Annotated in this window: 1 protein-coding gene and 1 pseudogene; one reads left to right on the forward strand and one right to left on the reverse strand. The window is 39.2% G+C overall.

What is annotated here, in order from left to right:
• The coding region (gene kbaA / locus ACWHAR_RS27010) for a KinB-signaling pathway activation protein (protein WP_452088424.1) at window positions 1–516 on the forward strand (516 nt) is incomplete at its 5' end.
• On the opposite strand, the pseudogene ACWHAR_RS27015 reads toward kbaA, so the two are convergent.
• A pseudogene (locus ACWHAR_RS27015) lies at window positions 517–716 on the reverse strand (polysaccharide deacetylase family sporulation protein PdaB); the annotation flags it as partial.

The raw sequence follows: 716 nt of genomic DNA on the forward strand, positions 1-716 counted from the left end.
TTAAAATGGGGAGAATATAGAGGGCTGTTTCTTACATTTGAAGCGGGGCAGATTTTCTCTGTTTTATTTTGGTTTATCGGTGTAGGCATGATTTTCAGTGTGATCAGCCAAATGGGTTTTTTCGTGTTTTTAACAGTTCATCGGTTTGCGCTTGAGATATTAAGGTCCTCCTCTTTGTGGAATTTGCTGCAGTTGTTTTTCATCCTGTTTGTTGCTTTTGATTTAATGTACGTGCGTTTTTTATTTTTTGGAGAGAGCGGAGAATCGCTGGCTGGCTATGCGTGGTTACCGGTGTTTTTATTGATCTTTGGAGTGATTACAGCTTATATAAAGCAAAAGCAGTCCTCTAAGAAAACATTTGTGTCATCGTTGTTTTTGATGGTTGTGATTACCGCATTAGAATGGTTCCCTGCATTAAGAGTAAATGATGAGGACTGGCTTTATTTAATGCTTTTTCCGTTAATGGCATGTAATGCCTTCCAATTGCTGATGCTGCCGAAGTTTGCAGCAAAGTAATTACTTTACCTCTGCGGATTTGGCATCAGAATTTGCGATGAGGTCACCCACGGTTACATTTTTTAATCCTTTTTCTTTCAGCTGATGGATGATATCAGGCAATGCTTCTTCTGTTTGTTTTGCCGAATCGGAGGCATGTAAAAGAATAATGTCTCCACCGGAAACTTGCTTGGTCACATTGTCGATGATTTTTTCAACTC

The organism is Bacillus sp. LR--39 (genome assembly GCF_053613335.1).